This is a genomic window from Pseudomonas sp. CMR5c (assembly GCF_003850545.1).
Lineage (GTDB): Bacteria > Pseudomonadota > Gammaproteobacteria > Pseudomonadales > Pseudomonadaceae > Aquipseudomonas > Aquipseudomonas piscis.
In genome coordinates this window covers 6,348,340-6,374,281 of the sequence record NZ_CP027705.1, presented here as the reverse complement: position 1 = coordinate 6,374,281, position 25,942 = coordinate 6,348,340, and the positions used below count along the sequence as shown (strand labels likewise).

At 66.9% G+C, this 25,942-nt stretch carries 22 protein-coding genes and 1 pseudogene; 17 read left to right on the top strand and 6 right to left on the bottom strand.

The window, feature by feature from the left end:
- Positions 1 to 27: 27 nt before the first annotated feature.
- Entirely contained in the window at positions 28 to 5,907 is a 5,880-nt protein-coding gene (locus C4K40_RS29435; RefSeq protein WP_053133972.1) for an Hpt domain-containing protein, read from the top strand.
- The gene (locus tag C4K40_RS29430) at positions 5,900 to 6,358 is read left to right on the top strand and encodes a chemotaxis protein CheW (protein WP_022641607.1); all 459 of its coding nucleotides are present in this window, start codon (positions 5,900 to 5,902) and stop codon (positions 6,356 to 6,358) included. Before C4K40_RS29435 ends, C4K40_RS29430 begins: the two co-directional genes overlap by 8 nt.
- Here C4K40_RS29430 and C4K40_RS29425 read toward each other — a convergent pair.
- Positions 6,355 to 6,921, bottom strand: coding sequence for an NADAR family protein (locus C4K40_RS29425; protein ID WP_053133974.1), 567 nt, complete (start codon positions 6,919 to 6,921; stop codon positions 6,355 to 6,357). The two genes, C4K40_RS29430 and C4K40_RS29425, sit on opposite strands and share 4 nt — an antisense overlap.
- 245 nt (positions 6,922 to 7,166) lie before the next feature.
- Between C4K40_RS29425 and mdcA the strand changes: the two genes are divergently transcribed.
- From mdcA to madM, 9 genes are all read left to right on the top strand, one after another.
- On the top strand, positions 7,167 to 8,843 hold the full coding sequence (mdcA, locus tag C4K40_RS29420) for a malonate decarboxylase subunit alpha (RefSeq protein WP_053133977.1): 1,677 nt from the start codon (positions 7,167 to 7,169) through the stop codon (positions 8,841 to 8,843).
- Positions 8,843 to 9,712: a triphosphoribosyl-dephospho-CoA synthase gene (locus C4K40_RS29415; RefSeq protein WP_053133981.1), complete on the top strand. Its 870-nt coding sequence runs from the start codon at positions 8,843 to 8,845 to the stop codon at positions 9,710 to 9,712. Before mdcA ends, C4K40_RS29415 begins: the two co-directional genes overlap by 1 nt.
- Complete coding sequence (locus tag C4K40_RS29410) at positions 9,712 to 10,011, top strand: malonate decarboxylase subunit delta (RefSeq protein WP_053133984.1); 300 nt, start codon at positions 9,712 to 9,714, stop codon at positions 10,009 to 10,011. Before C4K40_RS29415 ends, C4K40_RS29410 begins: the two co-directional genes overlap by 1 nt.
- Positions 10,004 to 10,855 (top strand): biotin-independent malonate decarboxylase subunit beta, encoded by an 852-nt coding sequence (locus C4K40_RS29405; protein WP_022641602.1) that lies wholly within the window; start codon positions 10,004 to 10,006, stop codon positions 10,853 to 10,855. The genes C4K40_RS29410 and C4K40_RS29405 overlap by 8 nt, the downstream gene beginning before the upstream one ends.
- On the top strand, positions 10,852 to 11,655 hold the full coding sequence (mdcE, locus tag C4K40_RS29400; RefSeq protein WP_022641601.1) for a biotin-independent malonate decarboxylase subunit gamma: 804 nt from the start codon (positions 10,852 to 10,854) through the stop codon (positions 11,653 to 11,655). The genes C4K40_RS29405 and mdcE overlap by 4 nt, the downstream gene beginning before the upstream one ends.
- Positions 11,652 to 12,278 carry a malonate decarboxylase holo-ACP synthase gene (locus tag C4K40_RS29395; protein ID WP_053134105.1) on the top strand — a complete coding sequence of 209 codons (627 nt, stop codon included), beginning with the start codon at positions 11,652 to 11,654 and terminating at the stop codon, positions 12,276 to 12,278. The genes mdcE and C4K40_RS29395 overlap by 4 nt, the downstream gene beginning before the upstream one ends.
- Entirely contained in the window at positions 12,275 to 13,210 is a 936-nt protein-coding gene (gene mdcH / locus C4K40_RS29390) for a malonate decarboxylase subunit epsilon (protein ID WP_053133986.1), read from the top strand. Before C4K40_RS29395 ends, mdcH begins: the two co-directional genes overlap by 4 nt.
- Before the next feature lie 67 nt (positions 13,211 to 13,277).
- Positions 13,278 to 13,685, top strand: a complete 408-nt coding sequence (gene madL / locus C4K40_RS29385; protein WP_022641597.1) for a malonate transporter subunit MadL — start codon at positions 13,278 to 13,280, stop codon at positions 13,683 to 13,685.
- A gap of 1 nt (position 13,686) precedes the next feature.
- Positions 13,687 to 14,451, top strand: a complete 765-nt coding sequence (madM, locus tag C4K40_RS29380) for a malonate transporter subunit MadM (protein WP_022641596.1) — start codon at positions 13,687 to 13,689, stop codon at positions 14,449 to 14,451.
- Between the two features lie 55 nt (positions 14,452 to 14,506).
- Here the strand turns inward: madM and C4K40_RS29375 are convergent, their stop codons facing one another.
- Complete coding sequence (locus C4K40_RS29375) at positions 14,507 to 15,418, bottom strand: LysR substrate-binding domain-containing protein (protein ID WP_022641595.1); 912 nt, start codon at positions 15,416 to 15,418, stop codon at positions 14,507 to 14,509.
- 200 nt (positions 15,419 to 15,618) lie between these two features.
- On the opposite strand from C4K40_RS29375, the gene C4K40_RS29370 reads away from it, so the two are divergent.
- Positions 15,619 to 16,236, top strand: a complete 618-nt coding sequence (locus tag C4K40_RS29370; RefSeq protein ID WP_031320660.1) for a hemolysin III family protein — start codon at positions 15,619 to 15,621, stop codon at positions 16,234 to 16,236.
- Positions 16,237 to 16,339: 103 nt separating this feature from the next.
- Here C4K40_RS29370 and C4K40_RS29365 read toward each other — a convergent pair whose 3' ends face one another.
- Positions 16,340 to 17,254 (bottom strand): LysR family transcriptional regulator, encoded by a 915-nt coding sequence (locus tag C4K40_RS29365; RefSeq protein ID WP_022641593.1) that lies wholly within the window; start codon positions 17,252 to 17,254, stop codon positions 16,340 to 16,342.
- A gap of 62 nt (positions 17,255 to 17,316) precedes the next feature.
- On the opposite strand from C4K40_RS29365, the gene C4K40_RS29360 reads away from it, so the two are divergent.
- Genes C4K40_RS29360 through C4K40_RS29350 form a run of 3 tightly spaced genes read left to right on the top strand, consistent with a single transcriptional unit; the run spans position 17,317 to position 19,908 of the window.
- On the top strand, positions 17,317 to 18,603 hold the full coding sequence (locus C4K40_RS29360; RefSeq protein ID WP_124421394.1) for a D-amino acid dehydrogenase: 1,287 nt from the start codon (positions 17,317 to 17,319) through the stop codon (positions 18,601 to 18,603).
- Between the two features lie 22 nt (positions 18,604 to 18,625).
- Positions 18,626 to 18,976, top strand: coding sequence for a RidA family protein (locus C4K40_RS29355; protein ID WP_022641591.1), 351 nt, complete (start codon positions 18,626 to 18,628; stop codon positions 18,974 to 18,976).
- Between the two features lie 29 nt (positions 18,977 to 19,005).
- Entirely contained in the window at positions 19,006 to 19,908 is a 903-nt protein-coding gene (locus C4K40_RS29350; RefSeq protein WP_022641590.1) for a transporter substrate-binding domain-containing protein, read from the top strand.
- 98 nt (positions 19,909 to 20,006) lie between these two features.
- Here C4K40_RS29350 and C4K40_RS29345 read toward each other — a convergent pair.
- Positions 20,007 to 20,725: pseudogene (locus C4K40_RS29345) on the bottom strand (16S rRNA (uracil(1498)-N(3))-methyltransferase).
- 73 nt (positions 20,726 to 20,798) lie between these two features.
- Positions 20,799 to 22,205, bottom strand: coding sequence for an adenosylmethionine--8-amino-7-oxononanoate transaminase (locus tag C4K40_RS29340; RefSeq protein ID WP_053133992.1), 1,407 nt, complete (start codon positions 22,203 to 22,205; stop codon positions 20,799 to 20,801).
- A gap of 321 nt (positions 22,206 to 22,526) precedes the next feature.
- Here C4K40_RS29340 and C4K40_RS29335 point away from each other — a divergent pair, with 321 nt between their 5' ends.
- Positions 22,527 to 23,078: a cytochrome b gene (locus C4K40_RS29335; protein ID WP_022641588.1), complete on the top strand. Its 552-nt coding sequence runs from the start codon at positions 22,527 to 22,529 to the stop codon at positions 23,076 to 23,078.
- Positions 23,079 to 23,110: 32 nt separating this feature from the next.
- Positions 23,111 to 23,707: a YceI family protein gene (locus tag C4K40_RS29330; RefSeq protein ID WP_031320659.1), complete on the top strand. Its 597-nt coding sequence runs from the start codon at positions 23,111 to 23,113 to the stop codon at positions 23,705 to 23,707.
- Between the two features lie 173 nt (positions 23,708 to 23,880).
- Here C4K40_RS29330 and C4K40_RS29325 read toward each other — a convergent pair whose 3' ends face one another.
- Complete coding sequence (locus C4K40_RS29325) at positions 23,881 to 25,749, bottom strand: DEAD/DEAH box helicase (protein ID WP_022641586.1); 1,869 nt, start codon at positions 25,747 to 25,749, stop codon at positions 23,881 to 23,883.
- Between the last annotated feature and the right edge of the window lie 193 nt (positions 25,750 to 25,942).

Genomic DNA, 25,942 nt, shown 5'->3' with positions numbered 1-25,942 from the left:
TGAAACAAGGCTTTGACTGGAGTGGTTATGGTTGATCGGCACGACTACGTGGCCCTGGAATGGGTCAAGGGCGCAATTGCCGAAACCCTGAAGCTGGCGTATCAGGCGCTGGAGCATCTGGCCGAGGATCCCCGGGCGCCAGATGCTCTCGAGCAATGCCTGGAAGGCATCCATCAGGTCCACGGCAGCTTGCAGATGGCGGAGTTCTACGGCGCGGCGCTGCTGGCCGAAGAGATGGAAAAGCTCGCCCTGGCACTGCAGCAGGAGCGCGTGGCCCAGCGCGACGAAGCCCTGCGCCTGTTGCGCCAGGCCATTGGCCAGTTGCCGCAGTACCTGGACCGGGTGCAGAGCGCGCGTCGCGACCTGCCACTGGTGGTGCTGCCATTGCTCAACGACCTGCGCAGTGCCCGTGGCGAGAGCTTGCTCTCGGAAACCAGCCTGTTCAGCCCGCAGTTGCCCAGCCTGCCGCCGCTGAGCGACAAGGCCCTGGCGGCGCTGGAGCCCCAGGAACTGGCGACCCAGTTGCGCAAGTTGCGGCATATGCTGCAAACCGCCCTGGTGGACCTGCTGCGCGAGCAGGATGACGAAATCAGCCTCGGGCACATGGCCAAGGTCTTCGAACGCCTGGAAGCCCTGTGCCAGGATGCGCCGCTGGCCCCCTTGTGGCATATCGCCTCGGCGCTGGTGGAAGGCATGCGCCAGGGCGTGGTTGCCAACAGCCCGGCGGTGCGCAGCCTGCTCAAGGATGCCGACAAGGAACTCAAGCGCCTGCAAGAGCAGGGCATGCCCGGGATCAACCGGGCCGCCCCCGAGGAGCTGCTCAAGAGCCTGCTGTTCTATATCGCCAAGGCGCGCCATCCCACCCCATTGATGCTGACCATGAAAGAACGTTACGGACTGGACGATGCATTGCCCGACAGCGCAGTGGTCGATGAAGAGCGGGCGCGCATGGCCGGCCCCGACCGCGATGCCCTGCGCTCGGTGCTGACCGCGGTGTGCGACGGCCTGGTGCGGGTCAAGGAACGCCTGGACCTGTTCGTGCGCAGCGACCGCCAGCATGCCGATGACCTGGATGGCCTGCTCGCGCCCCTGCGGCAGATCGCCGACACCCTGGCAGTGCTGGGTTTCGGCCAGCCGCGCAAGGTGATCATCGACCAGTTGGCGGTGATCCAGAGCCTGGCCCAGGGCCAGCGCGCCCCCGACGACGCGGTGCTGATGGACGTGGCCGGGGCGCTGCTGTACGTCGAGGCTACCCTGGCAGGCATGGCCGGCACCGTGGAGCCGGAGAGCCGCGAGGAAAGCCGCCTGCCCACCACCGACCTGACCCAGATCCACCAACTGGTGATCAAGGAGTCGCGGGCCTGCCTGCAACAGGCCAAGGAGCTGTTGCTCGAGTCCATCGAGGCCGATTGGGAGCATGAGCCGTTGTTGGCCCTGCCCGAGCTACTGACCCAGGTGCGCGGAGCCCTGGCGATGATCCCCTTGCCCCGGGCGGCAGGGCTGCTGCAGGCCTGCAATGCTTTTATCGGCGAGCGGCTGCTGACGGCCAGGGCCCTGCCGGACTGGCAGCAGTTGGATCACCTGGCGGACGTGATCGCCAGCCTGGACTACTACCTGGAACGCTTGAACGAAGACCCCGAGGCACCGGGAGAAAAGATCCTCGACATCGCCCAACAGGGGCTCTTGGCCCTGGGGTATGCGCCGCAGGTCCAGGCACCGCTGCCGGCGCACGAAGAGCAGGCGCTGACGCTGGCGGACGATCCCCAGGTCGCGCAGTCCCTGGCCGACGCCCTGGCCGCGCCGGTTTCGCTTCTCAATCCGCCGGCCCTGAGCACCCCGGGCAGCCTGCTGCCGCCGCCGGTGGGCGAGGCGCCGGTGGACGACGAGCTGCGCGAAGTCTTCCTCGAGGAAACCGAGGAAGTGCTGGAGATGCTCCGCGAGTACCTGCCGCGCTGGGAGGCCGATCCCCAGGGCCGGTCCGCCCTGAGCGAGTTGCGCCGGGCCTTCCATACCCTCAAGGGCAGCGGGCGGATGGTCCGGGCCCTGGTGCTGGGTGAGCTGGCCTGGGCGGTGGAGAATCTGCTCAACCGGGTGCTGGAGCACAGCGTGGAACCCAGTGTCCAGGTGCGCCAGCTGGTGGGCGATACCCTGGGCCTGCTGCCGGAGCTGATTACCGAGTACGCCGCCCATGCCCAACGCCAGCGTGACGATGTCGACCGCCTGGCGGCCCGGGCCCACGCCCTGGCCAGCGGCGCCACGCCCACGGCGCCGCGCGACGATGCCCTGGACCCGCAGTTGCTGGAGATCTTCCGTGCCGAGGCCCAGACCCACCTGGACAGCGTCAACCGTTTCCTCGACCAGGCCGCCGAACAATTGCCGTTGCAGGCCAGCGATGCCCTGCAGCGGGCCTTGCACACCCTCAAGGGCAGCGCCTCAATGGCCGGCGTGTGGCCGATCGCCGAGCTGGCCGGCCCTTTCGACCAGCTGGCGCGGGAGTATCGAGCCCACCTGATACCCCTGGACCTGGACGAGGTAGAGCTGCTGCTGGAGGCCGAGGGCTTGCTGCGCAAGGGCCTGCGCCAACTGGACAGCACGCCGCTGGCACCCATCGACGGCGCCCGGGCCCTGGCCGGACGGGCCCTGGCCCTGCTCGGCGAACGCCTGGAAGCCCTGCTCGATGCTCCGGACAGCGCGCTGCGGGCCAAGCGCGACCCGCAACTGATCAATGACTTCCTGGCCCAGGGCATGGACATCCTGCTGGATGCCGAAACCCTGTTGTTGCGCTGGCAGCAACATCCCGGCGAGCGCCAGGAACTCAATGACCTGCTGGATGAGCTGACCACCCTGGGCGAAGGCGCGCACTTGGCCGACCTGCAGCCGGTGGATGAGCTGTGCGAAGCCTTGCTCGACCTGTACGGCGCGGTGGAAGAAAGCAGCCTGGCGGTCAGCGAGCGCTTTTTCCACGAGGCCCAGGGCGCCCATGAGGCGCTGATCAACATGCTCGACGAACTGGCCGCGGGCCAGGAAATCAGCCCGCAGCCCGAGCGGCTCCGGGCCTTGCGTGCGCTGCTGGACGAAAGTCTGGATCCGTCCGCCACCGGCTTGGTCAAGAGCGATGGCAGCCGGGCCCTGAGCATCAGCGAGCTGGGCGCTGCTACCGCGGGCCTTGCGCAACAGGCGCCGCAGGAAGCCGATGACGAGCTGGTGGAAATCTTCCTCGAGGAAGCGGTGGACATCCTCGACAGCGCCGACCAGGCCCTGCAACGCTGGCTGTCCGATCCGGAAAACGGCGCGCCGCTGTCCTCCCTGCAACGGGACATGCACACCCTCAAGGGCGGTGCGCGGATGGCCGAGGTGGCGCCGGTGGCGGAACTGGCCCAGGAACTGGAGTCGCTGTATGAAGGCTTGGTGGATCGTCGCTACAGCCATGGCCAGCCCCTGGGCCTGCTGCTGCGTGGCAGCCATGAGCAACTGGCGGTACTGCTCCAGCAGTTGCAGGGCCAGCGACCGCTGGACGACTCCCGGGCCCAGGTCGAGGCGCTGCGCAGCTATCGGCAGCAGGCCAGTGGCCCTGGCGAGAGCGTGGCCGAGAGCGAGGAGGCGGATCACTCGGCCCAGGACCCGGAGCTGCTGGAAATCTTCCTCGAGGAAGGCTTCGACATCATCGACAGTTCCGCCGCCGCCCTGAGCCGCTGGCAGGCCGACCCCCAGTCCCGCCAGGAGGTGGAGACCCTGCTGCGCGACCTGCACACCCTCAAGGGCGGCGCGCGGATGGTGGAGATCAGCGCCATCGGCGACCTGGCCCACGAGCTGGAGTTTCTCTTCGAAGGCTTGTCTGCCGGTTTGCTGCAACCCAGCCCGGTACTCTTCACCCTGTTGCAGAAGAGCCACGACCGCTTGGCCCAGATGCTCGACGCCGCCCGGGCCGGGCAACCGATCGAGGCCGCTCGCAAGCTCATCGATGCCATCCACGACCTGAGCCATCCCCGGGTGCCGGCGACCTCGACCCCGGAGCTGGCCGCGCCGCCCGGCAAACCCGAGCCGGTCGCACCGCAGCCGGAGGTGGCGGCCGGGGCCGACATGGTCAAGGTCTCGGCGGAGCTGCTGGATGACCTGGTGAACCTGGCCGGGGAGACCTCGATCTTTCGCGGCCGCATCGAACAACAGGTCAACGACGCCCGGGTGGCGCTGACCGAGATGGAAACCACCATCGAGCGGATCCGCGATCAGTTGCGCCGCCTGGATACCGAGACCCAGGGCCGGATCCTCAGCCGCCAGCAGGTGGAGGCCGAGCGCCTGGGCTACGAAGAATTCGACCCGCTGGAGATGGACCGCCATTCCCAGCTGCAACAGCTATCCCGGGCCTTGTTCGAGTCGGCCTCGGACCTGCTGGACCTCAAGGACACCCTCGACCGGCGCAACCATGATGCTGCCGACCTGCTGCAACAACAGGGACGCATCAACACCGAGTTGCAAGAAGGCCTGATGCGTACCCGCATGGTGCCGTTCGAGCGCATGGTGCCGCGCTTGCGGCGTATCGTGCGCCAGGTGGCCGAAGAGCTGGGCAAGGATGTGGAGTTCGTGGTCGGCAACGCCGAAGGCGAAATGGATCGCAATGTCCTGGAGCGCATGGTCGCGCCCCTCGAGCACATGCTGCGCAACGCCGTCGACCACGGCCTGGAGTCCGCCCAGGCGCGGCGCGCGGCGGGCAAGCCGGAACAGGGGCGGATCACCCTGGACCTGTCCCGCGAGGGCGGCGATATCGTCTTCGACATGCGTGACGACGGCGCCGGCGTACCCCTGGAGGCCGTGCGCAAGAAGGCCATCAAGCGTGGCCTGCTGGACCCGCAGGCGCAGGTCAGCGACCGCGAGGTGCTGCAGTTCATCATGCAGCCGGGGTTTTCCACCGCCGAGAAGATCACCCAGATTTCCGGGCGTGGCGTGGGCATGGACGTGGTCCACGAGGAGGTGCGCCAGCTGGGCGGCAGCATGAGCATCGACTCGATAGCCGGCAAGGGCGTGCACTTTCGCATCCGCCTGCCGTTCACCGTTTCGGTCAACCGGGCGCTGATGGTCCAGTGCGGCGAGGAGCAATACGCGATCCCGCTCAACACCGTGGACGGCATCGTGCGGGTCATGCCGGGAGAACTGGACGCCTATTACCAGCTCGACCCGCCGCGCTACGAATACGCCGGCCAGTGCTACCAGCTGTGCTACCTGGGCGAACTGCTGCACACCGTGCCGCGGCCCAAGCTGCTGGGCCAGGTCCAGGCGCTGCCGGTGTTGCTGGTGCAATGCAACGAACAGCTGATCGCGGTGCAGGTGGATGCCACCTTCGGTACCCGGGAAATCGTGGTCAAGAGCCTGGGGCCGCAGTTCGCCGCGGTCCAGGGGCTGTCCGGGGCGACTATCCTCGGCGATGGCCGGGTGGTGCTGATCCTCGACCTGCTGGCCCATATCCGCGCCCGCCAGGACCAGCCGCCGCAGCCCCGGGTGTCTGGCGGTGACGGTGCCGGCGATGCGCAGCCGCCCCGGCCGATGCTGGTGCTGGTGGTGGACGACTCGGTGACCGTGCGCAAGGTCACCAGCCGCCTGCTGGAGCGCCATGGCATGAGCGTGCTGACCGCCAAGGACGGGGTCGACGCCATGGCCTTGCTGGCCGAGCACACCCCGGACCTGATGCTGCTGGATATCGAGATGCCGCGCATGGATGGCTTCGAAGTGGCGATCCAGGTGCGCAACGACCCGCGCCTGCAGCACTTGCCGATCATCATGATCACCTCGCGCACCGGCCAGAAACACCGCGACCGGGCCATGGCCATCGGCGTCAACGACTACCTCGGCAAACCCTATCAAGAGTCGGTGCTGCTGGAAAGCATCGCCCTGTGGAGCAAGAACCATGCTTGACCATCGCGCCAGCACCCTCACCGGGTTGTTGCTGCCCCTGGCCGACCGCACCCTGATCCTGCCCAACGTGGCGGTGGCCGAGCTGATCGACTACCAGCAGGGACGCTTCGACCTGGATTCGCCACCCTGGTACCTGGGGCGAGTGCTGTGGCGCGACCGGCAGATCGCGCTGGTCAGCTTCGAGGCGGCCTGTGGCAACCCCACGGTGATCGGCGAGCGAGCGCGAATCGTCGTGCTCAATGCCCTGGGCGGGCGCCCGGAGCTGAAGTTCATCGCCTTGCTGGTGCAGGGCATCCCGCGCTCCTGCAAGCTCGACAGCCAGCTGAGCTATGTCGACGTGCCCCTGGCCTCCCTGGAGAAAGCCGCGGTGCAGGTCGCCGAGCAGGTGGCCAGGGTGCCGGACCTGCCGGCCCTTGAGGAACTGCTGGTGGAGGCCGGGCTGGCGCCTTAGGCCTCGGCCGCCAGCAGGCGGTCGCGAACTTCCATCAGGGCATAACCCAGCAGGTTGAGCCCGCGCCACTGTTCCGGGCGCTCGGCCTTGGCGTCGTCGGCTGCCAAGCCGATGCCCCAGACCCGGTCCACCGGGCTGGCTTCCACCAGCACCTTGTGGCGGGTGCACCGCAGGAAGTGCCCCAGCTCGGGGTGCTGGCTGAACTTGGCCAGGTTGCCCTGGACCACGATGTCGAAGCGGGCGGCCTGCCAGCGGGCGTCGTCGAAATCGCGCACTTCACGGCCCAGGTGCTTGGCATAGGCGGGAGGGCCGGCCTGGAGGATGCGGGCATGGGTTTCGTGATCTTCGAACAGCAGCGCCTTGCCGGCCATCATGAAGTGTTCGGCGGTGGGGTAGTGGACGCCTTCGACCTCGAAGCCGGCGTCGAACCACTGGCTGAAGCAGCTCTGGGAAACCCGTCCGTCCCGGGGCGGCTGGTGGCCCCAGAACATCAGGTAGTCGGGCTTGAGGCCGCGTTGTAGTTGCTCCAGCAAGTCCTGGTTGGAGCGAATCGGTGTGTCCATGCTGACTCTCATCATGTGTTCCGGCCATTGAGCGGCCAATCCGACGGGCATTGTGTACCGGGTGCCGGGAGGGATGCCATCGCCGGGTGGTATGAAGATTGTTAAGTCGCGCCAGTAATGCGCCGGACCGGAACCGGCCGGCGAATCGTTACGCTTGGCGTAACTTTCCCACTCCGAGCTTGATTGATGCCCGCCGGGCTTCGCTCCTATGGTGGCTGCCACGACAGCGAACCTGTGGAGCGAGCATGACAACGACAATATCTCCCGACCCGCGCTGGTCGCGGCGGCGCAGCGAGAAGCAGCGCCGCCTCGAGCAGGTGCGGGCCATCGCCGATGGCGTGGTGTTGCCGACCGACAAGATCGTCGCGGCGCTGGAGGCGCTGATCCTGCCCGGCGACCGGGTGGTGCTGGAGGGCAACAACCAGAAGCAGGCGGACTTTCTTTCCCGGTCCCTGGCCAAGGTCGATCCGGCCAGGCTCCACGACCTGCACATGATCATGCCCAGCGTCGGCCGCGCCGAGCACCTGGACCTGTTCGAACGCGGTATCGCCCGCAAGCTCGACTTTTCCTTCGCCGGCACCCAGAGCCTGCGCATCAGTCAGTTGCTCGAAGACGGGCTGCTGGAGGTCGGCGCCATCCATACCTACATCGAACTCTATGCCCGGCTGGTGGTGGACCTGACGCCCAACGTGGTGCTGTGCGCCGGTTTCATGGCCGATCGCGCCGGCAACATCTACACCGGCCCGAGCACCGAGGACACCCCGGCGCTGGTGGAACCAGCGGCCTTCAGCGATGGCATCGTCATCGTCCAGGTCAACCAGCTGGTGGACGACGTCAGCGAGTTGCCCCGGGTGGATATCCCGGCCTCCTGGGTGGACTTCGTGGTGGTGGCCGACCAGCCGTTCTATATCGAGCCGCTGTTCACCCGCGATCCCCGGCACATCAAGCCGGTGCACGTGCTGATGGCGATGATGGCGATCCGTGGCATCTACGAGAAGCACAACGTGCAATCGCTGAACCACGGCATCGGCTTCAATACCGCGGCCATCGAGCTGATCCTGCCCACCTACGGCGAATCCCTGGGGCTCAAGGGCAAAATCTGCCGCAACTGGACCCTCAATCCCCATCCCACCCTGATCCCGGCCATCGAAAGCGGCTGGGTGGAAAGCGTGCACTGCTTCGGCACCGAACTGGGCATGGAAAACTACATCGCCGCCCGTCCCGATGTGTTCTTCACCGGCCGCGACGGCTCCCTGCGCTCCAACCGGATGTTCTGCCAGCTGGCCGGGCAATACGCGGTGGACCTGTTCATCGGCGCCACCTTGCAGGTGGATGGCGACGGCCATTCCTCCACCGTGACCCGTGGCCGCCTGGCCGGTTTCGGTGGGGCGCCGAACATGGGCCACGATCCTCGCGGCCGGCGCCATGGCACCCCGGCCTGGCTGGACATGCGCCTGGACCAGGGGGCGGCGCCGCAGGCCCTGCTGGAGCGGGGCAAGAAGCTGGTGGTGCAGATGGTCGAGACCTTCCAGGAGGGCGGCAAACCGACCTTCGTCGACACCCTGGACGCGGTGGACGTGGCGAAGAAAAGCGGCATGCCCCTGGCGCCGATCATGATCTATGGCGACGACGTCACCCACCTGCTCACCGAAGAAGGCATCGCCTACCTGTACAAGGCCCGCACCCTGGAAGAGCGCCGGGCGATGATCGCCGCTGTGGCCGGAGTCACCGCCATCGGCCTGCGGCATGACCCCAGGGATACCCAGCGCATGCGCCGCGAGGGCCTGGTTGCCTTGCCCGAGGACCTGGGCATTCGCCGCACCGACGCCAGCCGCGAGTTGCTGGCGGCCAAGAGCATCGCTGACCTGGTGCAGTGGTCCGGCGGCCTGTATCACCCACCTGCCAAGTTCAGGAGCTGGTAATGCACGCATTCGACCTGCAATCCCGGCCCCTGGGGCTGGCCGAGCGCCTGGCGGACCTGGCGGTGGACGCGCTGATCGACGAGGCCGACCTCTCGCCCAAGCCGGCCCTGGTGGACCGCCGTGGCAATGGCGCTCACAGTGACCTGCACCTGGGCCTGATGCACGCCTCGGCCTTGAGCCTGTGGCCGGCCTTCAAGGACATGGCCGAGGCCGCGCAACAACTCGCCCGTATCGACTTGCCGCTGCGCGAAGCCTTGGGGCGCAGCGGTCGCGAAGGCGAGCGGGCGATGCTGGCCACCACCGGCGGGGTCAACACCCATCGTGGGGCGATCTGGGCCCTGGGCCTGCTGGTGGCCGCCGCTGCCCTGGAACCCGACTCCAGGGCGGCCGGCAACGTCGCCTGGCGCGCCGCGCGCCTGGCGCTGCTGGAAGACCGGCATGCGCCACGGCCCTTGAGCCATGGCGCCCAGGTGGCGCAGCGCTACGGCGTAGGCGGCGCCCGGGAAGAGGCCCAGCAGGGCTTTCCTGCGGTGCTGCAATGGGGCCTGCCGCAGCTGCGGCGCAGTCGTGCCCGGGGCCATGGCGAACAGAACGCCCGGCTCGATGCACTGCTGGCGATCATGACCCGGCTGGCCGACACCTGCGTGCTCTACCGCGCGGGCGAAGCGGGCCTGCAGGCTATGCAGGACGGCGCCCGGGCGGTGCTGGAGGCCGGTGGCAGCGCCAGCCTCGCCGGACGCCGGCGCCTGCACCAGCTGGACCTGCAACTTCTGACCTTGAATGCCTCGCCCGGTGGCGCCGCCGACCTGTTGGCCGCCTGCTTGCTGCTCGACCGGATCGAGGCCGCCGCCGACCAGGGAGCGAACTGATGGAAACCTTGTCCTTTGAATTTCCCGCCGGCCCTTCCGGCTGCGGCCGTGCGCTGGTGGGCTGTGTCGGCTCCGGTGATCTGGAAGTACTGCTGGAACCGGCGCCGGCCGGCACCTTGAAGATCCAGGTCCAGACCTCGGTCAACGGCAGCGCCGCACGCTGGCAGCACCTGTTCCAACGCATGTTCGCCGGGCAGACGCCACCGGCGCTGCTGATCGACATCCATGACTTCGGCGCCACCCCGGGGGTGGTGCGCCTACGCCTTGAACAGGGCCTGGAGGAAATCGCCCATGACTGACAGCGCACGCTTGCTCGACCTGCACAGCTTCGTCGAACTGGGAGCCCGGCAGCGGGCGCGGGCGTTGCTGGACGCCGGCACCTTTCGCGAACTGCTCGATCCTTTCCAGCGCGTCATGTCGCCCTGGCTGCCGCGCCAGGGCGTGGTGCCCCAGGCCGATGATGGGGTGGTGATCGCCAAGGGCCGCATCGCCGGGTTGCCGGTGGTGATCGCCGCCATCGAAGGCGCATTCCAGGGCGGCAGCCTCGGCGAGGTGGGCGGGGCGAAGATCGCCGGCGCCCTTGAGCTGGCGGCCGAGGACAACCGCCAGGGCATCGCCACCCGCGCCGTGTTGCTGCTGGAAACCGGCGGTGTGCGGTTGCAGGAGGCCAACCTGGGGTTGGCGGCGATCGCCGATATCCATGCCGCGATCGTCGACCTGCGCCAATACCAACCGGTGATCGGCTTAGTGGCTGGCAGCGTTGGCTGCTTCGGTGGCATGTCGATCGCCGCCGGCCTGTGCAGCTACCTGCTGGTGACCCAAGAAGCGCGGCTGGGCCTGAACGGGCCGCAGGTGATCGAGCAGGAAGCCGGGATCGAGGAGTACGACGCCCGCGACCGGCCTTTCATCTGGAGCCTGACCGGTGGCGAGCAGCGTTTCGCCAGCGGCCTGGTGGATCGCTATGTGGCCGATGACGTGGCGCAGATCCAGGCCCAGGTTCGCGAATTGCTGGCCCTCGGCCTGCCCGAGCGGCAACGCAGCCACCAGGCCGAACACTATCTGCAATGCCTGGCCCGCCTGGACGCGACGGCGCAAATCGATGCGGCGACGGTTCGCGATCTGTATCAAGGAGACCGCTCATGAGTGCAAGTTCTTTGCGGGGCCAGAACTGGTTCAACGCCCTGGTTGGCGGCGCCGCTTCGGTGGCCGGCCTGCCGCCGTCGCTGCGGGTGGCCGATGGTGAACTGGCGGGGCAGTCGGCTCGTTTTATCGCTGTGGTGGCCGACCCGGAGAATCGTTTTCCCCGCGCCCGCCAGGGCGAGGTCGGCCTGCTGGAGGGCTGGGGCCTGGCCAAAGCGGTGGATGAAGTGATCGACGCCGACCGCGATCAGCCCCACAAGCGAGCACTGATTGCCATTGTCGATGTACCGAGCCAGGCCTATGGCCGGCGCGAAGAAGCCCTGGGCATCCACCAGGCCCTGGCTGGCGCTGCCGACAGCTACGCCCGGGCCCGCCTGGCGGGGCATCCGGTGATCGGCTTGCTGGTGGGCAAGGCCATGTCCGGGGCGTTCCTGGCCCACGGCTACCAGGCCAACCGGCTGATCGCCCTGCGCGACCCGGGCGTGATGGTGCACGCCATGGGCAAGGCCTCGGCGGCGCGGGTCACCCTGCGCAGCGTCGAGGAACTGGAAGCCCTGGCTGCCAGCGTGCCGCCCATGGCCTACGACATCGACAGCTATGCCGGCCTGGGCCTCTTGTGGAAAACCCTGCCGGTGGAGCGCATCGAACAACCGACCCCCCAGGACCTGGACCAGGTCAGCGGGTGCCTGCTACAAGCCATTGCCGATGTACGGGCCGCTGGCGTTGGGCTCGAGGGGCGCCTGGGGGCAGCGAACCGTGAGGCTTCGAGCCGGGTCCGCCAACTGCTGCGGGAGCAATGGTGAGCGCTTGCTCCCCCTGGCTGCCCCATGACCTGCTGTGGGGCATGGAGCCCGGGCAACTGGCGGCCGATGCGCCGGAGTGGGCGCGGCAGGTGCTGGAGCAGGGGCAGCCGGTGGTGGTGCGCCGGGCAGTGAGCGCTGCCGGTTCGATCGCCGTGGGGCTGCGTGGCCCGTCCCGGGAGCAGCGCTACCCGGCGTTGCTGGCGCTGGACGCGGTGCAGCGCGGAACCAGCCCGGAGGCGTTGCGTCACGTGCCGTGGAGCCGTGCCTGGCCGGCGCTCCAGGCCCTGGACCAGTTGCGTGGCCCGCTGGACGCCCTGGGGCTGGCCTGGGGCGTGGGCGGCAGCGCCGGCTTCGAGCTGGCCAGCGGAGTTGGTGCATTGCACCAAGGCAGCGACCTGGATTTGATCCTCCGGGCGCCTGAGCCGCTGTCCCGGGTCTGGGCCCGGGAGCTGCTGGCACTGCTCGATGGCGCCGTGTGCCGAGTCGACCTGCAATTGCAACTGCCGGCCGGGGGCCTGGCCTTGCGTGAGTGGGCCGGGAGCGCCTCGCGGGTACTGCTCAAGAGCGCCAGCGGAGCGCGGCTGGTACGCGATCCCTGGTGCCCAGGGGAGTTGGCGGCATGAGCAGCTTGCTGGTGTTCCCGGGCCAGGGGGCGCAGCAGCCGGGGATGCTCCAGCGACTGCCCGAGCGGCCGGAAGTCGTGGCCTGCCTGCGCGAGGCCAGCGATGTGCTGGGGCAGGACGTGCTGGGCCTGGACTCACCCCAGGCCCTGGCCGGGACCCGGGCGGTGCAGCTGTGCCTGCTGATTGCCGGGGTGGCCTGTGCCCGGACCCTGCTGCACGCGGATTGCCCGGTGGACTACGTAGCGGGCCTGTCCATCGGCGCCTATCCGGCGGCGGTGGTGGCCGGGGCCCTGGATTTCGCCGATGCCCTGCGCCTGGTGAGCTTGCGCGGGGAGCTGATGCAGCAGGCTTATCCACAGGGCTACGGCATGACCGCGCTGATGGGCCTGGACCTGGGCACGGTGGAGGCGTTGCTGGCCCGGGTCCACAGCCCGCAAAGGCCGGTGTACCTGGCCAATATCAATGCCGACACCCAGGTGGTGATCGCCGGCAGCGAGGCGGCGATGCAGGCCGTGGCCGAACTGGCCCGGGCATGTGGCGCCGGGGTGGCCAGGCGCCTGGCGGTCAGCGTGCCGTCCCATTGCCCATTGCTGGAGCAGCCGGCCCAACGGCTGGCCGAGGCATTCGCCAGGGTGCCGATGGAGCCGCCCCGGCTGGGGTACCTGAGCGGTAGCCGCGCGCGGCCATTGCGCACGGTGGAGCAATTGCGCGACGACCTGGCCTTCAACATGTGCCGGCTGGTGGATTGGCGCGGCACCGTGCAGGGCGCCTATGAGCGCGGCGTACGGTTGCAGATCGAATTGCCGCCCGGGGCGGTGCTCAGCGGCTTGGCGCGCCGGGTGTTCGAGCAGGGCTCGGTGATCGCCTTCGATGGCGCCCGCCCGGACACCTTGCAGGCGCTATTGCGCGAGGAGGGCCGCCGCGACCGATAGAACCGCGACCCAGGCTGGCGAAGCACAAGAACAACAACTTCGACGATGCACTGCGAGGACAACGACAATGATTATCTATGGTGTGGCATTGCTGGCGATCTGCACGCTGGCGGGAGTGATTATCGGCGACATGCTCGGCGTGTTGCTGGGGGTGAAGTCCAACGTCGGCGGGGTCGGCATCGCCATGATCCTGCTGATCTGCGCGCGCTTGTGGATGCAGCGCCATGGCGGCATGACCAAGGACTGTGAAATGGGCGTCGGCTTCTGGGGCGCCCTGTACATCCCGGTGGTGGTGGCCATGGCCGCCCAGCAGAACGTGGTCACCGCGCTGCATGGCGGACCGGTGGCGGTGCTGGCGGCCATCGGCTCGGTGCTGGTGTGCGGCTGCACCATCGCCCTGATCAGCCGGACCCACAAGGGCGATCCGCTACCGCAGGAGCCGGGCATCGAAGCCGCACCGGCGGGAGGGCGCTGAAATGTGGGACTTGATCGAGAAAGGCCTGGAGCACAACGGCCTGGTCACCGCCTTCGCCTTCGTTGGCGTGATCATGTGGGTCTCGGTGCTGCTGTCCCGGCACCTGACCTTCGGTCGCGTGCATGGATCGGCCATCGCCATCGTCATCGGCCTGGCCCTGGCCTGGGTCGGCGGCACCCTGACCGGCGGCCAGAAAGGCCTGGCGGACCTGGCGCTGTTTTCCGGCATCGGCCTGATGGGCGGCGCCATGCTGCGGGATTTCGCCATCGTCGCCACGGCTTTCGAAGTCCAGGCCACCGAGGCCCGCAAGGCCGGGTTGATCGGCGCCGTGGCGCTGCTGCTGGGCACGGTGCTGCCGTTCATCGTCGGGGCGAGCATCGCCTGGAGCTTTGGCTATCGCGATGCGGTGAGCATGACCACCATCGGTGCCGGCGCCGTGACCTACATCGTCGGCCCGGTGACCGGCGCGGCCATCGGCGCCAGCTCCGATGTGGTGGCGCTGTCGATCGCCACCGGCCTGATCAAGGCGATCCTGGTGATGGTGGGTACGCCCATGGCGGCCCGCTGGATGGGCCTGGACAACCCGCGTTCGGCCATGGTGTTCGGTGGCTTGGCCGGGACCGTCAGTGGGGTCACCGCCGGGCTTGCGGCCACCGATCGGCGCCTGGTGCCCTATGGGGCGCTGACGGCGACCTTCCACACCGGGTTGGGGTGCCTGCTGGGACCGTCGCTGCTGTTTTTCATCGTGCGCGGGCTGGTGGGCTGATCCGACCTGAGGTCATCGCGGGCAAGTTGGATCGCCGCGTGCCCGCGATTGCGTCTTATGACCCCCGCGAGTACATCCGGCACTCGGCCAGCAGCGCCAGCAGGTTCGGGTCGCGCTCCTTGGCCCTGAGGAACACCACGCCGATATGTTGTTGCAGGCGGTAGCGCGCCTGCAGCGGTATCAGCTTCACGCGGTTCTCGTAGACCGCGGCGATCCTGCCCGGCAGCAGCGCATAACCCACCCCTGAGCTGACCATGCTCAGCAGGGTGAAGATATCGTTGACCTGCATCGCCACCTTCGGCTCGAACCCCGCCTGCTTGAACACCCGCACGCCGTCCTGGTGGGTGGCGAAACCCTGGGTGAGGGTGATGAACGTAGCGTCGCGTACAGCCGCCAGATCCACTTCGCGCTCTTGGGCGAAGGGCGAGTCGGCCGGGGTGGCGAGGAAGATATCGTCGGAGAACAACGGCAGCTGTTCGCAGTCCGGATCGCTGACGCTGTCGTCCAGGGATACCAGGATCGCATCCACTTCCATGTTCTTGAGCTTGTACAACAGGTCGATGTTGGAGCCCAGGATCAGGTCGATATTCAGCTCGCTGCGCCGCAGCTTCAGGCCCATGATCAGTTGCGGCACGGTTTTCACGGTCAGGGAGTAAAGTGCGCCGAGCTTGAAACGTTCTGCCGAGAAACCAGCGGCTTCCCGGGTCAGGCGCACGCTCTCGACCACATCCTGCACCAGCTTCTGCGCTCGCTCTTCCAGCACATAGGCGCTTTCCAGCGGAGTCAGGTTGCGTCCCTCGTGCTTGAACAGCGGGCAGCGCAGGGCGTTTTCCAGGGAGTGGATGGCCCGGTGCACGCTGACATTGCTGGTTTGCAGTTCGCTGGCGGCGCGAGCCAGGTTGCCGGTGCGCATGAAGGCCAGAAACACTTCGAGTTTCTTGAGGGTCAACTCTTCGTCGATGAGCATGGTCCGGACTCTGGTGGCGAGGGTCCGATGATGCCCGATGAGTCGTCATGTGACCGCTGGTTTTTTCAGCGGCGCGCCCCAATGGACATATTGCGCTTGCACACTGCAGGCGCGGGCCCGTCGCTGGCCTTGCGGTCGAACGCAGCGGCCCGCAGAGGGTCTGCTGGGATGGTTGTGGATGTTTTCAGGGTGGCTGATCGATGTATCACGGAGAAAGACTCAACGCCTGGACCCACCTCTTGGGGGCGGTCGCGGCGTTTATCGGCGGTATCTGGCTGGTGGTGCTGGCCAGCCTCGACGGCAGCCCGTGGAAGATCGTCGGGGTGGCGATCTATGCCTTCACCTTACTGGTGCTCTATAGCGTGTCCACGGTCTACCACAGCGTGCGTGGACGGGCGAAGAACATCATGCAGAAGGTCGATCACTTCTCGATCTACCTGCTGATCGCCGGCAGCTATACACCGTTCTGCCTGGTGACCTTGCGCGGGCCCTGGGGCTGGACCCTGTTCGGCATCGTCTGGGGCCTGGCCTTGATCGGCATCCTGCAGGAGATCAAGCCGCGCTCCGAAGCGCGGGTCCTGTCCATCGTGATCTACGCGGTGATGGGCTGGATCGTGCTGGTGGCGGTCAAGCCGCTGCTGGCGGCCCTGGGACCGGCGGGTTTCACCTGGCTGGCGGCGGGCGGGGTGCTGTACACCGTGGGGATCATCTTCTTCGCCCTCGACAACCGCCTGCGCCACGCCCACGGCATCTGGCACCTGTTCGTCATCGCCGGCAGCCTGCTGCACTTCGTCGCCATCCTGTTCTATGTGTTGTGATCGGCACGCCTCATCGTTCCGCGCGGGTAGCCTTGTTCCTGCAGGTACGGTGATCCCTGTGTGGGAGCGCAGCTTGCTCGCGATGAGGTCCTGACCGGTCGCCTCAATCGGCGGCCATCAACCGATCCAGTTGCTCCTGGGCCTGCCCGCCAAAGATCTCCAGCAAGCTGCTCAAGGTATGGGGCGGCGGTTCGGCGGCCCGGCTCACGGCATACAGGGTGATGGGCAGCGACGGGCTCAGGGGGCGGATCGCGGTGCTGGCCGAGGAGGCGCCCAGGGCGGTGAAGGGATCGATCAGCGCCAGGCCGGCGCCGGACTCCACCATGGCCCGGGCCAGGGAATAGGTCTGCACCGCGATGCTCACCCGTGGCGGTGGTTCCACGGCCTTGAGATAACCATCGAGCCGGGCCGACAGCGGGTCGGCGCTGCTCAGGCCGATCAGCGGTGCGTCTGCCAGCTCTTGCAGCGCCAGGGGCTGGCCCAGGCTGCCATCGGGCCAATAGCCGCGTGGGGCCAGGGCCACCAGCACGCCCTGGGCCAGGGCCTGGCCGTTCAGGCCGGGGTGATCCGGCCGTTGCAGGGTCAGGGCCACATCGATTTCGCGCATCAGCAGGTTCTGCACCAGTTCGCGGCTGTGGGCGCTGGACAGCTCGCAGAGGCTGTCCGGGTAGCGCCGGGTCCATTCGCTGATGGCCGGCGGCAGCAAGGCCAGGGCCAGGGCCGGGGTGGCGCCGATGCGCAGGCTGTGGCCCGGCGCCCGGCGCAGGTTCTGGGCCAGGCGCCGCACGCCCTGCAGGCTCTCGCTGACCTTGTCCACTTCCCGTTCCAGCTCCAGGGCTTCCGGGGTCGGTTGCAGCTTGCCGCGTACCCGCAGGAACAGCGGGAAACCCAGCTGCAGCTCGGCGTGCTGCAATACCTTGGTCACCGCCGGCTGCGAGACGTGCAGCAGTTGCGCGGCACCGCTGATGGAGCCGGTCTGGCGGATGGCCTGGAAAATCTCGATATGGCGAAGGCGCATGGCAAGTCCATAACCTTTGTTTATGGGTGGTCCATCTTTATTCATTGTCCGGCGCCTGTCACCTGCCCCTAACCTTGGGCCATCGAACATCAGCTAAGAGGGCAGTCATGGGTCAGCGGGTTTGCATCATCGGTGGTGGCGTCATCGGCCTGGCCAGCGCCTATGCCCTGGTCCGCCAGGGCCTGGAGGTGACCCTGGTGGAAGCCCAGGACAGCCTGGGCAGCCAGACCAGCTTCGCCAACGGCGGCCAGCTCTCCTATCGCTACGTGGCGCCGCTGGCCGATGCCGGCGTGCCCTGGCAGGCCCTGGGCTGGATGCTCAAGGGCGATTCGCCGCTGCGCCTGCGGCCACGCCTGGACCCGGCGCAGTGGCGCTGGCTGGCGGGGTTCCTGGGGGCTTGCCGGCACTCGGTGAACCAGCGCAATGGCGCCCATTTGCTGCGCCTGGCACTGCTCAGCCAGGAGACCCTCAAGACCTGGCGCGAAGCCGACGGCCTGACGGACTTCGACTGGCGGCGCAACGGCAAGCTGGTGACCTTCCGTGACGCCGGCAGTTTCGAGCACGCCCGGCACAACCTGTCCGACCCGCGCCAGCAGCAGGTGCTGACGGGGGCCGAATGCGCCAGCCTGGAGCCGGCCCTGGGCGACGCGCCCTTCATCGGTGGCATCTATACCCCGGACGAAGAGGTGGCCGACTGTCATGCCTTCTGCCAGCAGCTGGCGGCGCGCCTGCAGGCGTCCGGACGCTGCGAGATCCTTCTCGGGCAGCGAGTGCGCGGCATCCGGCACCAGGGCGACCAGGTGCAGGCCATCGACCTGGGCGAGCGCCAGCTGGCGGTGGACCACCTGGTGCTGGCTGCCGGGCACCGCAGCCCCGAGTTGCAGCTGCCCGGGCTCAAGTTGCCGCTGTACCCGCTCAAGGGCTACAGCCTCAGCGCGCCCATCGGCCCGCAGCACCGAGCGCCGGAAATCAGCATCACCGACTACAACCGCAAGATCGTCTACGCGCGGATCGGCCAACAGCTACGGGTGGCGGCCATGGTCGATATCGTCGGCTTCGACCCGGCCCCGGACCCCGGGCGCCTGGGCCTGCTGCGGCGCCAGGCGGCGCAGACCTTCGCCCATGCCGGCGATTACCAGGCCGCCGTGGAATGGGCCGGCATGCGCCCGGCGACCCCCAGCGGCGTGCCGCTGGTGGGGGGCACCGCCTACCGCAACCTGTGGCTCAACCTCGGCCATGGCGCGCTGGGCTTCACCCTGGCCTGTGGCAGCGGCCAGTTGCTGGGCGAACTGATCGGCCAGCGTCCCACCAGTATCGACATGCAGGGCCTGGCGCCACGCGCCGCCTGAGTCATCACCAGGAGTGTTTCCAATGAGTATCCAGCGTCTGCATAGCAACAACCGCCTGAGTGGCGCCGTGACCTTCGCCGAACTGGTGTTCCTTTCCGGCCAGGTGCCGGGGGCCAGCCAGGACATCGCCGGGCAGACCCGCGAGGTCCTGGAGAAGATCGATGCACTGCTGGCCGAGGTCGGCAGCGACAAGGACCACGTGCTCAACGCCACCATCTACCTCAAGGACATCCAGGCGGATTTCGCCGGCATGAACGAGGTGTGGTCGGCCTGGCTGTCCCCCGGACAGGCACCGGCGCGCACCACTTTGCAGGCGGCCCTGGCGCGCCCGGAAATCCTCGTCGAAATCAGTATCATCGCCACCCGTCGCTGAAGCGCCTTCAACCCCAACGGAGAATAACAATGCACAAGATCACGTTGCTCGGCTGCACCCTGGGCCTGCTGTTCAGCGCCATGGCCCAGGCCAATGAGGCACCCCTGGAGGGAACCCTGGCCAAGATCGCCAACAGCGCCAGTATTACCTTGGGTTATCGCGATGCCTCGGTGCCGTTTTCCTACGTGGGGGACAACAGCGGCAAGCCCATGGGTTATTCCGTGGAGCTGGCGGGCAAGGTGGTGGAGCGCATCCAGCAGCAGCTGCAGCTGCCCAAGCTGACGGTGAAGTACAACCTGGTGACCTCCCAGACCCGCATCCCGCTGGTGCAGAACGGCACCGTGGACCTGGAGTGCGGCTCCACCGGGGTGACGGCCGAGCGCCAGAAGCAGGTGGCCTTCTCCTATGGCTTCATCTACGTCAAGGGCCAGTTGCTGACCGCCAAGGACAGCGGGATCAAGAGCTTCGCCGACCTGCGGGGCAAGAACGTGGTGACCACCGCCGGCACCACTAACGAGCGCTTTCTCAAGAGCTACAACGTCGAGCACAAGATCGACATGTTCGTGATCAGCGCCAAGGACCACGGCGAAGCCTTCCAGATGCTCCAGTCGGGGCGCGCGGCGGCGTTCTACATGGACGATGCGCTACTTTATGGCGAGCGGGCCAAGGCCCGTGATCCGCACAACTGGATCGTGGTGGGCGAGGAGCAGTCGCGGGAGATCTACAGCTGCATGGTGCGCAAGGACGACCCGCAGTTCCTGGCCCTGGTCAACACTGCCCTGGCGGACCTGTATCGCTCCGGCGAGATCAACGGGATCTACCAGCGCTGGTTCGAGCAGCCGATCCCGCCCAAGGGGCTGAACCTGGAATTCCCCATGACCAGCGAGCTGAAGGCGATCATCGCCAAGCCCACCAGCGATCCGGTGCAGTAAACGCCGCACCGGGATCGGGGTTGCTGCTGGTCGGCTTGTTGTAGGAGCCAGGCTTGCCGGCGATGGGCGTCGGTGTGTCAGGCAACGGCGGGAACGGGCTAGAAGTCGCCCCAGAGCTGCTGGGCCACGGCCAGGGCCACCACCGGCGCGGTTTCCGTACGCAGTACCCGTGGACCCAGGCGCGCCGGCAGGAAACCGGCGCCCTGGGCCTGTTCGACCTCGGCGTCGGACAGGCCGCCCTCGGGGCCGATCAGGAAGGCCAGGGTCTCCGGGCGGGCGTGGCTTTCCAGTGGCTGGGCCACCGGGTGCAGCACCAGCTTGAGGTCGGCAGCGGTCCGCTTGAGCCAGTCCGCCAGCAACAGCGGCGGGTGGATCACCGGGACCTTGGAGCGCCCGCACTGCTCGCAGGCGCTGATGGCCACCTGGCGCCAATGCAGCAGGCGCTTGTCGGCCCGTTCATCCTTGAGGCGCACCTCGCAGCGCTCGCTGAAGATCGGGGTGATCTGGTCGACACCCAGCTCGGTGGCTTTCTGGATCGCCCAATCCATGCGCTCGCCACGGGACAGGCCCTGGCCCAGGTGGATGCGCAGCGGCGACTCGGGCTGGCCGGCGAAGCTCTCGTCGAGGCTGATCCGCACGCGCTTCTTGCCCACCTCCACCAGGGTGCCGCGAAACTCCTGCCCCGAACCGTCGAACACCTGCAACGCATCGCCCTCGGCCATGCGCAGCACCCGTGCGATGTAGTGGGCCTGGGCTTCGGGCAGCTCGTGCTCGCCAAGGCTCAGGGGGGGTCGATAAAGAAGCGGGACAATCTCATCTGCGGTCTCTGTTGAAGTCGGATCGATGGGGTGTGCGGGTGCGTGGCCTGTGCGGCCACGCTCGGGCGGGCCTCAGCCCGGATCGCGAAAATCCGGGTGGAAGTCCTTGGGCACCGCCATGCTGACGCTGTCCCGGGTGGCGATGTCGATGCCTTCGCTGGCCACTTCGGCGAGGAAGTCGATCTGCTCCGGGGTGATCACATAGGGCGGCAGGAAATACACCACACTGCCCAGCGGACGCAGCAGGGCGCCACGGCTCAGGGCGTGCTCGAAGACCTTCAGGCCACGGCGTTCCTGCCAGGGGTAGGCGGCCTTGCTGGCCTTGTCCTGGACCATCTCGATGGCCAGCGCCATGCCGGTCTGGCGGATCTCGGCGACGTGGGCGTGGTCGGCCAGGTGCGCGGTGGCGCTGGCCATGCGCGCGGCCAGGGCCTGGTTGGCCTGGATCACGTTGTCCTGTTCGAAGATATCCAGGGTCGCCAGCGCCGCGGCACAGGCCAGCGGGTTGCCGGTGTAGCTATGGGAGTGGAGGAAGGCCCGCAGGGTCGGGTAGTCGTCGTAGAACGCCTGGTACACCTTGTCGGTGGTCAGGCAGGCGGCCAGGGGCAGGTAGCCGCCGGTCAGGGCCTTGGACAGGCACAGGAAGTCCGGGCGGATGCCGGCTTGCTCGCAGGCGAACATGGTGCCGGTGCGGCCGAAGCCCACGGCGATCTCGTCGTGGATCAGGTGCACGTCGTAGCGATCGCAAGCCTCGCGCAGCAGTTTGAGGTACACCGGGTGGTACATGCGCATGCCGCCAGCGCCCTGGATCAGCGGCTCGACGATCACCGCCGAGATCGTCTCGTGGTGTTCGGCCAGGGTCTGTTCCATGGCGGCGAACATGTTGCGCGAATGCTCTTCCCAGCCCATGCCTTCAGGGCGGTGGTAGCAGTCGGGGCTGGGCACCTTGATGGTGTCCAGCAGCAGCGCCTTGTAGGTCTCGGTGAACAGCGGCACGTCGCCCACCGACATGGCGGCGATGGTCTCGCCGTGGTAGCTGTTGGTCAGGGTGACGAAGCGCTTCTTCGCCGGTTTGCCGGTGTTCTGCCAGTAGTGGAAGCTCATCTTCAGCGCCACTTCGATGCACGACGAGCCGTTGTCGGCGTAGAACACCCGGTCCAGCCCGGCGGGGGTCATGGCCACCAGGCGTTCGGACAGCTCGATCGCCGGCTGGTGGCTGAAGCCGGCCAGGATCACATGCTCCAGCTGGTCGACCTGGTCCTTGATGCGCTGGTTGATGCGCGGGTTGGCGTGGCCGAACACGTTGACCCACCAGGAACTGACCGCATCCAGGTAGCGCTTGCCCTCGAAATCTTCCAGCCAGACACCTTCACCCCGCCGGATCGGGATCAACGGCAGTTGTTCGTGGTCTTTCATCTGGGTGCAGGGATGCCACAACACCGCGAGATCGCGTTGCATCCACTGGTTATTCAGGCCCATGTAAAGTCTCCTGGAGGTGCTCGCAAAAAGGCGCGGGCAAACGATCGGGCAAGCCTATGCAATGCATGGCCGTGGGACAACCTATTGTGCGAGGTGGCGCCGCAGGTGTGGCGCACCCTGGGCAAAGACGCCGGTGAAGGAGGTCAAGGCACTGGAACGGGGGACCGGCCCGCAGAGGAACTCGAGGGACTTAATCTTTACTTAACTCGCTCGGTACAGACTATCGATCGTATTTCTCGATATTTCAAAGCGAAAATTTCCGCTTTAATTCGATAGGTAAATCGATAGTCTTGGCCAGCGTTTCTTACAGGATGCAACACAATGCAGTTACGTAATTCTTCTTCGCGCTACGGCTGGGTAAGCATTGTTCTGCACTGGGGCGTGGCCCTGGCGGTATTCGGACTGTTTGCCCTGGGCCTGTGGATGGTCGGCCTGGACTACTACAGTACCTGGCGCAAAGACGCGCCGGACCTGCACAAGAGCATTGGCCTGACGCTGTTTGCGATCATGCTGCTGCGGGTGCTGTGGCGGTTCGTCAGCCCACCGCCGCCGGCCCCGGCCAATCATGGCCGCCTGACCCGACTGGGCGCCAAGCTGGGGCATGCGTTCCTCTACCTGGGCCTGTTCGCGGTGATGATCGCCGGTTACCTGATCTCCACCGCAGATGGCGTGGGTATCCCGGTATTCGGCTTGTTCGAAGTTCCTGCCCTGGTATCCGGACTGCCGGACCAGGCAGATGTGGCAGGTGTGGTGCATTTGTACCTGGCCTGGGTGCTGGTAGTCTTTGCCGGCATCCATGGACTGGCTGCATTGAAGCACCACTTTATCGATCGTGATGCGACCCTCACCCGTATGCTGGGCCGCAAAGCCTGATGTTCAACCTTGACTCGAAAGGAATAGAAAGCATGTTGAAAAAGACTCTCGCCGCTCTGGCAATCGGATCTGCTGTATTGGCGGCCGGTCAGGTAATGGCAGCGGACTACGTGATCGACAAGGAAGGCCAGCACGCCTTCGTCGACTTCAAGATCAGCCACCTGGGCTACAGCTTCATCACCGGTACCTTCAAGGATCTGGACGGCAAGTTCAGCTTCGATGCGGCCAAGCCGGAAGACGCCAAGATCGAAGTCAACGTGCGCACCGCCAGCGTGTTCACCAACCACGCCGAGCGTGACAAGCACATTACCAGCAAGGACTTCCTGGACGCTGGCAAGTTTGCCGACGCCAAGTTCGTCTCCACCAGCGTCAAGCCAACCGGCAAGAACGCCGATGGCAAGCTGACCGCTGACGTGGCCGGCGACCTGACCCTGCACGGCGTGACCAAGCCTGTAGTAGTCAAGGCCACCTTCCTGGGTGAAGGCAAGGATCCATGGGGCGGCTACCGCGCTGGCTTCGAAGGCACCACCAGCATCAATCGCCAGGACTTCGGCAAGATGATGGACCTGGGCCCGGCGTCCAACAACGTCGACCTGTACATCACCTTCGAAGGTGTGAAGGCCAAGTAATGCTTCGCCTGTAGCTGCCGCCGCCATGGGCGCGACCGCACCCATGGCACGCACAAGAAAACGCCCCTGGCCCAAGAACCAGGGGCGTTTTCTTATGGTTGGCCGCAGTTTCCCGGACACCAGCAAAAACGCCCCGGATCTCAGGATCCGGGGCGTTTTGCATTACAGCTCGCTTAGCGGTTGCGCGTCAGCAGGGCCGGTTTTTCGCCCCGTGGGCGGCTTGGCAACTGCTCCAGTTGCTCAGGCGTCGGGAAACGATCGACCTTGGACTCCTTGTGCATGATCTTCGGCTGGTTGCTCCGTGGATTCTGCACTGCGGGTTCCTGGCGGCCTTGATCGTCACGGCCCGGACGGCGATTGCGCGACTCGTCGCGACGACCCTGGCCATCACGGGAAGCACCACTGCGCTGGCCGTTGCGTTTGGCCGGCGTGCCACCGTTGCTGTTGCTGGCTCCGCCACCACTGCGCGGGTTGCCATTGCGACCCTGGCCGCCGTTGCGCTGCCCACTGCCAGCAGTGCCTTGGCCCTGGCCCGGGGTTCCGGGGCGGCGGCCGCGACCTTGCTGGTTGCCCTTGTTCTGGTATGGGCTGACGTAGTCGGCGCGGTTGCCGAAGTTGTCCACGTCGTCATCGAGGAACTCGTCCGGCGCCCGTTCTGGGCGTGGGGCAGGTTGACGCTGTTCACGCGGCGCGGCGTTCTCGCGAGGCTTCTGCTCGCGAGCCTGGCGTTCGCCACGGGCCGGCTTGTCCTTGCCGCCCTTGTCCTTGCCCTTGTCCTTGCGACCACCGCCGCCACCGCCGCCGTTGGGGTTGTCGCCACGGGGCGCGCGGGCGTTGCGCGAGTTGCGGGTGTCCGGACGCTCGCGCACTTCCGGTTTCTCGGCTTCCACCGCGCTGGCATCGAAGCCCATCAGGTCGCCGTCGGCGATCTTCTGCTTGGTCATGCGCTCGATGCTCTTGAGCAGCTTCTCTTCGTCGGGGGCCACCAGGGAGATGGCCTCGCCCGAACGACCGGCCCGGCCAGTACGGCCGATACGGTGCACGTAGTCTTCATCGACGTTGGGCAGTTCGAAGTTGACCACATGGGGCAGTTGGTCGATGTCCAGGCCACGGGCGGCGATGTCGGTCGCCACCAGGATCCGTACTTCGCCGGCCTTGAAGTCGGCCAGGGCCTTGGTACGGGCGTTCTGGCTCTTGTTGCCGTGGATCGCCATGGCGCTCAGGCCATGTTTGTCCAGGTATTCGGCCAGGCGGTTGGCACCGTGCTTGGTGCGGGTGAACACCAGGACCTGTTCCCAGGCGCCAGCGGTGATCAGGTGCGCCAGCAGCGCGCGCTTGTGGCTGGCCGGCAGGCGGAAGACCCGCTGCTCGATCCGCTCCACCGTGGTGTTCGGCGGGGTGACCTCGATACGCTCGGGGTCGTGCAGCAGCTTGCTGGCCAGGTCCGTGATGTCCTTGGAGAAGGTCGCGGAGAACAGCAGGTTCTGGCGCTTGGCCGGGAGGCGGGCGAGGACCTTCTTGACGTCATGGACGAAGCCCATGTCGAGCATGCGGTCGGCTTCGTCCAGGACCAGGATTTCCACGTGGGACAGGTCGATGCTGCCCTGGCCGGCCAGGTCCAGCAGGCGGCCGGGGCAGGCCACCAGCACGTCGACGCCACGGGCCATGGCCTGGACCTGCGGGTTCATGCCGACGCCGCCGAAGATGCAGGCGCTGACGAACTTCAGGTCGCGGGCGTACAGCTTGAAGCTGTCGTGCACCTGCGCGGCCAGTTCGCGAGTCGGGGTCAGGACCAGGACGCGAGGCTGGCGCGGGCCGTGACGCTGGGATTTGTCCGGATGACCATTGGGAAACAGCCGCTCCAGGATCGGGAGGGCGAAACCGCCGGTTTTACCAGTACCTGTCTGTGCCGCGACCATCAGATCGCGACCTTGCAACACGGCGGGAATGGCCCGCTGTTGCACCGGAGTAGGCTGGGTATAGCCGGCTGCTTCGATGGCGCCGACTAAAGCCTCGGAGAGACCGAGGGAAGCAAAGGACATGAGTAATCCTGTTTTAGTGAGGGCTTGGCCCAAAGGGATGATCTTGCCGGGCGCGAATGGCGTTCAAGAGGACGCAATCCCGTCCGGTCCTGCTGGCCTGGGAAAACATCCACCAAGGGCTCGCGCGGGCCGGTCGGCTGCGCCGTAGCGGGGTGGAGGTGCCTTGAACAGGGTCCAGCGTCCGGGCGTGAGC

Excerpts from the sequence above, each read along its gene's own strand:
- C4K40_RS29425 (WP_053133974.1), bottom strand. The coding sequence starts at position 6,921 with ATGGACACACCGATTCGCTCCAACCAGGACTTGCTGGAGCAACTACAA.
- madL (WP_022641597.1), top strand. The coding sequence starts at position 13,278 with ATGATTATCTATGGTGTGGCATTGCTGGCGATCTGCACGCTGGCGGGA.
- C4K40_RS29365 (WP_022641593.1), bottom strand. The coding sequence starts at position 17,254 with ATGCGCCTTCGCCATATCGAGATTTTCCAGGCCATCCGCCAGACCGGC.
- C4K40_RS29340 (WP_053133992.1), bottom strand. The coding sequence starts at position 22,205 with ATGGGCCTGAATAACCAGTGGATGCAACGCGATCTCGCGGTGTTGTGG.
- C4K40_RS29370 (WP_031320660.1), top strand. The coding sequence starts at position 15,619 with ATGTATCACGGAGAAAGACTCAACGCCTGGACCCACCTCTTGGGGGCG.
- C4K40_RS29350 (WP_022641590.1), top strand. The coding sequence starts at position 19,006 with ATGCACAAGATCACGTTGCTCGGCTGCACCCTGGGCCTGCTGTTCAGC.
- madM (WP_022641596.1), top strand. The coding sequence starts at position 13,687 with ATGTGGGACTTGATCGAGAAAGGCCTGGAGCACAACGGCCTGGTCACC.
- C4K40_RS29330 (WP_031320659.1), top strand. The coding sequence starts at position 23,111 with ATGTTGAAAAAGACTCTCGCCGCTCTGGCAATCGGATCTGCTGTATTG.
- C4K40_RS29335 (WP_022641588.1), top strand. The coding sequence starts at position 22,527 with ATGCAGTTACGTAATTCTTCTTCGCGCTACGGCTGGGTAAGCATTGTT.
- C4K40_RS29415 (WP_053133981.1), top strand. The coding sequence starts at position 8,843 with ATGCACGCATTCGACCTGCAATCCCGGCCCCTGGGGCTGGCCGAGCGC.
- C4K40_RS29435 (WP_053133972.1), top strand. The coding sequence starts at position 28 with ATGGTTGATCGGCACGACTACGTGGCCCTGGAATGGGTCAAGGGCGCA.
- C4K40_RS29410 (WP_053133984.1), top strand. The coding sequence starts at position 9,712 with ATGGAAACCTTGTCCTTTGAATTTCCCGCCGGCCCTTCCGGCTGCGGC.
- C4K40_RS29375 (WP_022641595.1), bottom strand. The coding sequence starts at position 15,418 with ATGCTCATCGACGAAGAGTTGACCCTCAAGAAACTCGAAGTGTTTCTG.
- mdcA (WP_053133977.1), top strand. The coding sequence starts at position 7,167 with ATGACAACGACAATATCTCCCGACCCGCGCTGGTCGCGGCGGCGCAGC.
- C4K40_RS29405 (WP_022641602.1), top strand. The coding sequence starts at position 10,004 with ATGACTGACAGCGCACGCTTGCTCGACCTGCACAGCTTCGTCGAACTG.
- mdcE (WP_022641601.1), top strand. The coding sequence starts at position 10,852 with ATGAGTGCAAGTTCTTTGCGGGGCCAGAACTGGTTCAACGCCCTGGTT.
- mdcH (WP_053133986.1), top strand. The coding sequence starts at position 12,275 with ATGAGCAGCTTGCTGGTGTTCCCGGGCCAGGGGGCGCAGCAGCCGGGG.
- C4K40_RS29325 (WP_022641586.1), bottom strand. The coding sequence starts at position 25,749 with ATGTCCTTTGCTTCCCTCGGTCTCTCCGAGGCTTTAGTCGGCGCCATC.
- C4K40_RS29355 (WP_022641591.1), top strand. The coding sequence starts at position 18,626 with ATGAGTATCCAGCGTCTGCATAGCAACAACCGCCTGAGTGGCGCCGTG.
- C4K40_RS29430 (WP_022641607.1), top strand. The coding sequence starts at position 5,900 with ATGCTTGACCATCGCGCCAGCACCCTCACCGGGTTGTTGCTGCCCCTG.